Raw genomic sequence first — 525 nt, 5'->3', positions numbered from 1 at the left:
GGACATTCTCCATGGAGCTTGTAGCGAACGCATTGCCGGTTGCCCCTTGCGAGTAAAGCTTTCTGACGCCCGGAAGGCCGGAATAGATCGGTGATCCTGCAACGTCGTCGTTGGTGGGATTTGACCTTCCAGCATTCCCGATCGGCGCTTTGAAAGCTCTTGCGGGTTTGAACGTCATTGTCTTGGCAGGTTTGGCTTTGGGCTTTGCCTTTCCAGTCGAGGCTGGAGGCGCCGGCTTGTCGCCGATCTCAGCCGCCAATGGCTTTGGCGTCACGACGGCTTGCTTTTCGGCGGGTTGCGGTGCGGGTTCCTGTTTGTCCGGCTGCTGTTTGTCGGTTTCCTCGGTCGCCTGCTTCTCCTCGCTTTGCGCGGGCTTTTCGTCCGGCGCAGCGGTGGCTGGCTTCTCGTCAGGCTTGCTGGGCTCCGCCTTCTGCTGTGGCGTTGCAGCCGGGGCGGGCTGGGTCGGCGTGGGTGTCGGTGCTACAGGCGGCTTCACCGCCTCATCCTTGGCCGGCGACGGCGTGC

At 62.5% G+C, this 525-nt stretch carries 1 pseudogene; it reads right to left on the bottom strand.

The window, feature by feature from the left end:
* Nucleotides 1-274: pseudogene (locus EN906_RS38740) on the bottom strand (hypothetical protein); the annotation flags it as partial.
* Between the last annotated feature and the right edge of the window lie 251 nt (nucleotides 275-525).

The sequence above is a fragment of the Mesorhizobium sp. M7A.F.Ca.CA.004.06.1.1 genome (assembly GCF_003999135.1).
Lineage (GTDB): Bacteria > Pseudomonadota > Alphaproteobacteria > Rhizobiales > Rhizobiaceae > Mesorhizobium.
This window is presented reverse-complemented; position numbering and strand designations above follow the sequence as displayed.